Origin of the sequence: Actinoplanes oryzae, assembly GCF_030757795.1 — a bacterium.
In the GTDB taxonomy this organism is placed as follows: Bacteria; Actinomycetota; Actinomycetes; order Mycobacteriales; family Micromonosporaceae; genus Actinoplanes.
In genome coordinates, this window is sequence record NZ_JAUQWH010000269.1 from 1 (window position 1) to 7,326 (window position 7,326).

The following is a 7,326-nucleotide window of genomic DNA, read 5'->3' on the forward strand; positions in this document are numbered from 1 at the left end:
AGCGGGTACCGGCGGTGCACCTCACCGCTGCCGCGGACGCCGACTTCGGCCTTGCGGGTCAGCGCCTGGGGATTGAGCGGGTTGGTGACGAACGTGTCGGTGTAGCGGATCGTCGGGTGCGCGCCGGTGACCTCGGGATGGGTGTAGAAGCGGGGCAGGGCGCTGTGCCCGGCGGTGCGCAGCCGCGCGTCCAGCTCCGGGGTGAAGATCTCGATCTTGCCGGATGGGGTGAGGAAGCGTTTGCCCTCGTGCCCGAGCGCGGCGGCGGCCTCGTACCAACTTGAGTGGTCGAGGTACAGGGTGCTGACGCCAGGATGCTGCTCGGTGGGGCACGGCCAGCGCAGCGGCTCCGCGCGCTCGCGCATCCGTCGCGCGGTCATGCCGCCCATGGCCGGGGTGTGGCGCACGAACTCGGCCCACAGGGTGTCGTAGTCCTTCCACGCCTGGGGGAAGGCAGCGCTCCAGTACGACGCCGGGTTCCGGCGGTCGCGGCGCGCCAGCGCGTGGGCCAGATCGATCCACAGGTGCCAGTCGGGCTTGGTGCTGCCGGGCATCGGCACCACCTGCTCCTGCCAGCGGATGGCCCGGTCGTCGCGGCGCATGTAGACGCCGTCGATCTCCAGGCCGGTGGCGACCGGCAGGATGATGTCGGCGTACCAGGCGGCCTCCTCCATGAACAGCCCGGTGTAGACGTAGAACTCGAGCTTCTCGTAGGCCTTGCGCACCTTGGCGTTGTTGGCCGAGGAGACCAGCGGGTTGCCTTCGGTGATGACCGCGCGCAGCCGGTACGGGGTGCCGGTCAGGATCGCGTCGGCGAAGTGGTCGGGCCCGACGGGCAGCGCCGCGTCCCTGTCCGGGACCTCGACGCTCAGCGGAGGCAGGTGCAGGTCGCCGGGCCAGGTGTTGTGCATGAAGTTGCAGCCGCCGCCGGGTACGCCGATGTTACCGGTGATCGCGGCCAGAAACGTCAGGCACCGGTAGGTGTCGAACGCGCCGAGCTGGTGCGAGATGCCGGCGTTGCAGAAGATGGCGGCCGGGTGCGCGCCGGCGTAGTCCTCGGCGATCTGCGTGATGGTGGCTGCGCTCAGGCCGGTGATGCCGGCGGCCCAGGCGGCGTCGTAGCCGTTGCCCAGCACGTGCGCCTTCAGCTCGTCGAAGCCGAGCACCCAGCGCTGGACGAACGCCTTGTCGTACAGCTCGTGGCTGATGATGTGGTGCAGCATGCCGAGCACGAGCGCGAAGTCGGTGTGCGGCTTGGGCGCCACCCATTCGTCGGCCAGCGCGCCGGTCGGGGTGCGGCGCGGGTCCACCACGACCAGCTTCGCGCCGGTCTTGGCGCGCTCGCGCAGCAGGTGCTCGAAGGTCACCGGGTGGGTCTCTGCCTGGTTGGTGCCCAGAAACAGCAGGTAGCGCGCCGAGCCCAGATCCTCGCGGCCGGTGGCCGCGTCCACGCCGTAGCCGTTGGTGAAGTTGCCCAGCCCGAAGCTGGTCGCCAGGGCGTTGCCGCCGGCGTCGTTGCACACCGGGCCGACGTCGGTGTTGTTCGGGCTGCCCAGCAACGCGAACAGCCGCGCGACCAGCGAGCCGGTGCCGCGCGGCAGCCGGCCGGTGGTGCGGTTGGCGATCGAGCGGACGTCGCCTTCGTCGCGCAGCTTGAGCAGCTTGCCGGCGATGATGTCCAGTGCCTCGTCCCAGGAGACCGGCTCGAATCTGGAGTCCTTGCTGCCTTTGCGGCCCGAGACCCGGCGCAGCGGGGTGGTCAGGCGCAGGTCGTTGTAGACCAGCTCGGGCATCATCTCGGCCTTGATGCACAGGTTGCCGGCCTGCACCGGGTCGGCGGTCTCGCCGCGGACCTCGATGATGCGCCCGGCTTTGAGGCCGACCTTGAGCCGGCAGTTGGAGTTGCAGAACTGGCAGGCGCTGTCGACGATCCGGTCGGGGGTCAGCGCGGCCGAGCCGTCGACGAACTCCAGCAGCCGCGTTCCCGGTGGTGGCCCTGCCGGGTTGGCCGGCGCTGCGGCGAGCGGACCTGCCGCTGCTGCTGCGGCGGCGGTAGGCGTGGCTGCCGCCGTGGTGAGGGCGGGCGCGCTGAGGGCCGCGGCGCCGACCACGGCACCACGGACGAAACCGCGGCGGGAGATGCCGTCGTTGTTCTGCAAGGCTGTCCTTCCCCTTCGGGCGTGGGCGAGCGGATGGTCAGGCGTGCACGGCGCGGGCCTTGCGGTCCTCGGCGGCGCTGATGGCCACCTCGCGCAGGTAGGCGGCCAGGATCGGGTGCAGGTCATCGGCTTGGGAGGACAGTTCCGGCTGGAACAGGCAGCCGAAGAAGAACGGGTGCCCGGCCAGCTCCAGGGCCCGGGCGGAGCCGTCGGCGTCCCAGGCGCAGTAGGACAGGGCGCCCTGCTCGGCGTCGGTCATGAAGCCGGTCTGCAGCCCGTACGCGCAGTGGAAGATCTCCTCGACGTCGTCGGCGCCGCCGTAGATGCGCGCCAGCAGCGAGCCTTCCTTGACTTTCAGCGGCGCCTTCTCGCCGTTGTAGGAGCAGGTCAGCGGCATCATCAGCGGTTCCAGGATCGACGGGTCCTGGTCGACGCCTTGGGCCTGGGGCAGGCCGATGACGTTCTGGGCGTGTTCGAGCAGCGCGCTGAAGAATCCGCCGCAGGTGCCGATGAACGGCAGACCGGTCTCGCGGGCGTACTGGATGGCGATGTGCACGCCGTGCTGGTTGTGGTACGGCGCGCCCGGCACGACGTAGATGCCGTCATAGCCGGCCAGCACCTGCGGGCTGTCGATCTCGGTGGTCGGCACCCACGTGTAGTCCAGGTCGAGCTGCGGCAGGATCTCGTCCAGGCGCGGGTGGGAGCGCTCGTTGTGGTTGCCGCGGTCGCCGACCAACGCCAGCTGCGGGCGGACAGAAGTAGACATCAGGATTTCCTCCGGTATCCGAGGGGTGGTCATCCGGCGAGGTCGGTGCGGAAGCGGGCGGCGATCTGTGGCGCGCTCAGCGCGTTGGTGGCCCGGGGCGGGACGGCGCTGCCGCGCGGCAGGGTCGCCACGGCCAGCAGGTGCGGTCCAGGTGTGGTTTTCGCCTGCTGCAGGGCCCGGCTGAGTTCGTCCAGCGACTCGACACGCGCGGCGCTGCGATACGAGTTCGCCTCGGCGACCCGGGTGAAGTCGGTCGCGGTCGAGGTGGTGCGCTGTCCGCCGGTGGATTCGTGGCGGCCGTTGTCGAGCACCACGTGCACCAGGTTGGCCGGGGCGCGGTCGCCGATGACCGACAGCGCGCCCAGGTGCATCAGCGCGGCGCCGTCGCCGTCGAGCACCACGACCGTGCGGTCGGGGCGGTTGATCGCCACGCCCAGCGCGATTGACGAGGCGTGGCCCATCGAGCCCTGCATGTAGAAGTGGTTGGGCCGGTCGGCGGTGCCGAACAGCTCCCGGGCGGTGTAGCCGGTGGTGGCCACGACCGCGCAGTCGCCGGTGGCGTCGACGATGGTCTGCATCACCTCACCGCTGGGCAGCCCCCGCCCGGGGGTGTCTGCGGTGTCGGTGGTGCCGCCGACGGCGCCGCGCTCGACCAACACGAACGCCGGCTGCCCGGATTCCAGGGTGTGCTCGGCCTTGTCGAGCAGGGCGGCGAACCCGTCGGTGTCGCTGTCCCTGGTCAGGGTGTGGTGCTCGACGCCGAGGGTGTCCAGCAGGGCGTGGGTGGTGCGGCCCATGACCACGTGCTGCGGCTCGTCGGTGGCCGGGTCGGGCCAGCCGCGCAGGCTGACGAACACCAGCACCGGCACCTGGTAGGTCAGCACCAGCGAGGTCAGCGGGTTGATCAGATTGCCCAGGCCGGAGTTCTGCAGCATCACGTACGGTTTGCCGCCGGCCAGGGCGACCCCGGTGGCCACGGCCAGCGCGTTGCCCTCGTTGGCGGCCGGCACGTACCGCTCGGGGGTGTGCGCGAGCAGCGCGATGGGGCCGCCGAACGACGAGCAGGGCACGCCGGAGGCGATGGTGTAGCCGCGGTCGTCGAGCGCGGCGACGAAGTCCTGCGCGGTGATCACGAAACAAGGTCTCCTGTGGTGGCGGATCGGGCTCAGACGGCAGGGTCGGCGGCCTTGGCGCGCGCGGCGCGGCGACCGCGCACGATCTCGAGCACCACCGGGACGAAGGAGGCCAGGATGATCAGCAGCAGGACCTTCTCGAGGTTGTCGGCGACCACGTCGATCTGGCCGAGGAAATAGCCGGCCAGGGTCAGGCCGGTGCCCCAGGCGAGCCCGCCGATGATGTTGTAGAGCAGGAAGTCGCGGTAGTTCATCCGCCCGACCCCGGCCATGATCGGCACCAGGGTGCGGAACATGGGAATGAAGCGGGCCAGGATGATCGAGCGGGCGCCGCGGCGCTCGAAGAAGTCGTGGGCGCGCTGGGCGTTCTCCTGCTTGAAGAATCTCGAGTTCGGGCGGTTGAACAGCGTGGTGCCGACCTTGCGGCCGAACACGTAGCCGACCTGGTCGCCGGCCACGGCGGCGACGGAGATGAGCAAGCACATCAGCCACAGCGGCAGCCCGAGCGCGTCGTTGGCCAGCAGCAGCCCGGTGGTGAACAGCAGCGAGTCGCCGGGCAGGAACGGCAGGGCGGCGCTGATCAGGATGCCCGACTCGAAGAAGACCAGGCCCAGGATGCCGAACACCCCGAACGCGGTGATGAGTTTCTCGGCGTCCAGCAGGACGTCGAACCCGGCAGCGTATGTGGTCACGGTGTATGTCCTCGCAAGGAAAAAGGGGTTTCAGGGGTGGTGCAGGACCGGTGTGACGTCCCAGTCGACGGCCGTGTCGATGCGCACGACGGCGCAGCTGATCGCGGTGCCTCCGCCGTGCGCGACGATCAGGACGTGGTCACCGGGTCCGACCTGCTTGGTCTCGACCAGGTGGTTGAGCCCGATGATCTGGTCGCTGACGGTCAGGTGCCCGAGCTGGCGGCCGAAATCGAGCAGACCCTTGTCGGTCGACAGGCCCATCGGATCGATAATGACCTTCAGGTAGTTCTCCTGGCCGGTGAACACGTGCACGACCCGGGTGATGTCGGCAGGCGTGATGTCGGCTTCGGCCATGGACCGCAGGGCGAGCTCGGTGCGCAACTCGCCCTGGCGGCGCACGACGTTCAGGACGGTCTGCTCGACCCCGCCAGCGGCGGCGAAGCGTTCCTTGAAGTCCATCTTCTTACCGGTGACCTGCGAGGGCGGGAACAACGGTTCCGCTCCCCGGTACTGCTGCTCGACCTCGGCGGTGGAACCGCTGTTGATCGACAACAGGCTGGCGAAGCCGGTGTGCTTGGACAACACCACCGCGCTGGCGCCGTCGCCGAGCACCCCGTTCTGGATGCCGAAGGCCCAGCGGTTCATGTTCGGGGTGCCGACGTTGTCGCCGCCGGTGAGCAGCACCGCGCTGCGCTCGGGGACGGCCTGCAGATAGCTGGCCGCCAGCTCCATCGAGCCGATCAGTGCCGCACAGGCCTGCCAGGTGCAGAACGACGGAATGTCGCGGTCAGTGACATGGCGCAGCACGTAATGCTGCGGCGACCAGCCCTCAGGGCCCTGGGCGTGGCCGGAGGCGTGCAGGTGCAGGGCCAGGTCGGCGGGGTCCACGCCGGAGCGCTGCATCGCCTGCCGGGCGGCGTGCACGGCCATGTCCGGCGCGGGGGTGTCACCGGCGACCGTCGCGCCGCTCCAGCCGTACCACTCGTACTCGTCTTTGTCGTAGAGGCCGAGCTCGACGGCGCGCTGGGCGTCGAAGACCGGTGGCAGGTACACGCCGAGCCCCGCGATGCGGATGCCATGGGTTTTCATGAGGCTCGTTCCTGTCAGGCCGTGCTGCCGGTACGGGCGGCGGCGATGGAGGTGGCGATGCGATCGAGGGTGGCGCCGTTGAGGATGTCGACCACGGGCAGCTTCCAGCCGAACTCGCGGTCCACGCGGTTGCGGAACTCCACGGCCATCAGCGAGTCCATGCCCATCGCTTTGAGCGGGCGGCCGGTCGCGATGCGTTCCGGGCGTTGCCCGAGGACCTGCGCCGCCTGGCTCAGCAGCCGGGGCAGCACGTCGCCGTGCTCGTCACCGGTGTCCGGCGGTGGTGCGCTGTCGCGCGGCGCCGGCGACGGCCCGGCTGACACAGCCATCGCCGCAGGCGGCGGCGCCACCGGTGCAGGCGCGGGCAGGGTTGCCGGCGCCGGCTGTACTGGCGCCGCGGGCGGCGCTGACACGGGCGCCGGGATGCCGGCCGATCCGGCGGCGGCTGATCGGGCGATCTGCTCCAGCGAGACGCCGTTGAGGATGTCCACCACGGGCAGGTTCCAGCCGAACTCGCGCGCCACCCGGTTGCGGAACTCCACCGCCATCAGCGAGTCCATGCCCATCGCCTTGAGCGGGCGTCCTGCGGCGATGCGGTCGGGGCGCTGGCCCAGCACCTGTGCGGCCTGAGCGGTCAATCCCTGCAACAGTGCGCTGTGCTCGCCGCTCGCCGCAGGCGGCGGTACCGGGGCAGACTGTGATGCGGCAGCCGCGGCTGGTGCGGGCTGCGGTGCCGGTGCCGAAGCCGCGGCTGGTGCGGGCTGCGGTGCGGCAGCCGCGGCAGGTTCTGATACCGCGGGCGGCGTCGGGCGGACACCTGGGGCTGGGACCGATGCGGATGGTGCGGCGACGACCTCACGCACCAACGGCGCGGCCGCGGCTACGGGATAGGCCTGCGCCCATTGCTGCCAGTCGGCGGGCAGCACGGCGACCTGCTCGATGCCGTGCACCAGGATCCGCTCGAGGACGGCGAGACCGTCCTCCGGGCTGAACGCGCGCATGCCGCGCGGTGTCAGGGACCGGTCCTGCTGCTGCTGATGGCGGGCCACCATGCCGACCCGTTCCCAGAAGCCCCAGTTGACCGTCGTCGCGGGCAACCCGTTGCCACGGCGGTACGCGGCCAGCGCGTCCAGGAACGCGTTGCCCGCCGCGTACACGCCGAGCAGCGGCGAGCCCAGCAGCGCCGAGCCGGAGGAGAACAGGACGAACATGTCCATCGGCCGGCCGCCGAGCACGTCGTGCAATGCCCAGCCGCCGTCGATCTTCGCGTGCGTGACCCGGTGGATGTCGGCGGCGGTGAGTTCGGTCAACGGCTGGTAGTCGATGACCCCGGCAGCGTGGAACAGCCCGCGGACCGCCGGCAGTCCTGCGCTGTCACGCTCGGCGAGCAGCGAGCGCAACCCGCGGCGGTCGGCGACGTCGATCGCCGTGTAGTCGGCGCGGACGCCGCGCTCGCGCAGCGTCTGCAGCACCCGCGCCGCGTCGGG

At 70.7% G+C, this 7,326-nt stretch carries 6 protein-coding genes; all 6 read right to left on the minus strand.

Features of this window, described 5'->3' with window-relative positions; all coding sequences use genetic code 11:
* Positions 1 to 2,159 (minus strand): molybdopterin-containing oxidoreductase family protein (locus RBH18_RS42060; RefSeq protein WP_306216109.1); only part of this gene is annotated, 2,159 nt, incomplete at its 3' end.
* Between the two features lie 37 nt (positions 2,160 to 2,196).
* Entirely contained in the window at positions 2,197 to 2,925 is a 729-nt protein-coding gene (locus RBH18_RS42065) for a glutamine amidotransferase-related protein (protein ID WP_306216110.1), read from the minus strand.
* A 29-nt stretch (positions 2,926 to 2,954) separates the two neighbouring features.
* Positions 2,955 to 4,058: a phosphonopyruvate decarboxylase gene (gene aepY / locus RBH18_RS42070; protein WP_306216111.1), complete on the minus strand. Its 1,104-nt coding sequence runs from the start codon at positions 4,056 to 4,058 to the stop codon at positions 2,955 to 2,957.
* 32 nt (positions 4,059 to 4,090) lie between these two features.
* Positions 4,091 to 4,750 carry a VTT domain-containing protein gene (locus RBH18_RS42075; protein ID WP_306216112.1) on the minus strand — a complete coding sequence of 220 codons (660 nt, stop codon included), beginning with the start codon at positions 4,748 to 4,750 and terminating at the stop codon, positions 4,091 to 4,093.
* A 30-nt stretch (positions 4,751 to 4,780) separates the two neighbouring features.
* The gene (locus RBH18_RS42080; RefSeq protein WP_306216113.1) at positions 4,781 to 5,839 is read right to left on the minus strand and encodes a ketoacyl-ACP synthase III family protein; all 1,059 of its coding nucleotides are present in this window, start codon (positions 5,837 to 5,839) and stop codon (positions 4,781 to 4,783) included.
* 14 nt (positions 5,840 to 5,853) lie between these two features.
* A partial coding sequence (locus tag RBH18_RS42085; protein WP_306216114.1) for a beta-ketoacyl reductase occupies positions 5,854 to 7,326 on the minus strand: 1,473 nt, incomplete at its 5' end.

Bases quoted from the DNA above. Each gene is read 5' to 3' on its own strand.
- RBH18_RS42065 (WP_306216110.1), bottom strand. From the start codon at position 2,925: ATGTCTACTTCTGTCCGCCCGCAGCTGGCGTTGGTCGGCGACCGCGGC.
- RBH18_RS42080 (WP_306216113.1), bottom strand. From the start codon at position 5,839: ATGAAAACCCATGGCATCCGCATCGCGGGGCTCGGCGTGTACCTGCCA.